Origin of the sequence: Georgenia thermotolerans, assembly GCF_009193185.1 — a bacterium.
In the GTDB taxonomy this organism is placed as follows: domain Bacteria; phylum Actinomycetota; class Actinomycetes; order Actinomycetales; family Actinomycetaceae; genus Georgenia; species Georgenia thermotolerans.
The window spans coordinates 1-782 of record NZ_VUKF01000115.1; the positions used below are offsets into that span (position 1 = coordinate 1).

General features: G+C 71.5%; 1 protein-coding gene. It reads right to left on the reverse strand.

Features of this window, described 5'->3' with window-relative positions:
• A partial coding sequence (locus GD970_RS21425) for a DDE-type integrase/transposase/recombinase (protein ID WP_152204897.1) occupies positions 1–683 on the reverse strand: 683 nt, incomplete at its 3' end.
• Positions 684–782: the final 99 nt, after the last annotated feature.

Sequence of the window (782 nt, forward strand, 5' to 3'; positions counted from 1 at the left end):
GGGTCCGCCGGGCGGCAGATCAGCACCTTCGCGCCCAGCACGCCGCGGAAGGCGTGGGCGTCCTGGGTCAGCACCACACGGCGCCCCTTCCACTGCCCGACCGCGCCCTCGCCGTCCCAGACCAGCACCCGCGGCACCGCCCCGAGGGCGGCGATCAGCTGCCACCACCCGGCATACAGGTCCTCCGCGGCCCGCGAGGGCACCAGCACCGCCGAGGCCCAGCGCGAATACCCGGTGACCATGGTCAGCACCGGAAGCTGCTTGGTGGTGCGGGACTGCCCGTAGCCGACCGGGACCTCGATGTCGGGGAACCAGAAGTCGCACTGGGCGATCTCCCCGGCCTGGTACGTCGTCCGGCTCGCCGGGTCGGGTGGCTGATACGCCGGCCGAAGCTCGGCCACCCGCGCCGAGAGCACCCGGATCGAGCGGTCCCACCCGATCCGCTCGGCGATCACCGTCGCCGGCATGTCCGGAAACGCCCGCAACAGCTCCCGGATCCGCGGCTCGACCTCATCCACGATCGAACCCTTCGATGCCCGCCGGTATGCCGGCGGGCCCTCGGCCGCCAGCGCCCGCTTGACCGTGTTCTTCGAGACACCCATCGCCCGCGCGATCACCTTGATCGGCAACCCCTCGGCCCGATGCAACCGCCGGATCTCGGCCCAGTCCTCCACGCTCAACACCCGCTCTCCTCCCGACCCCCGTCGACTGGGGGCCAGGATCTCGGCAGGGGGTCAGTTTTCGTCTGCCGTCACGGGGTCAGTTTTCACGTGCCGACGACA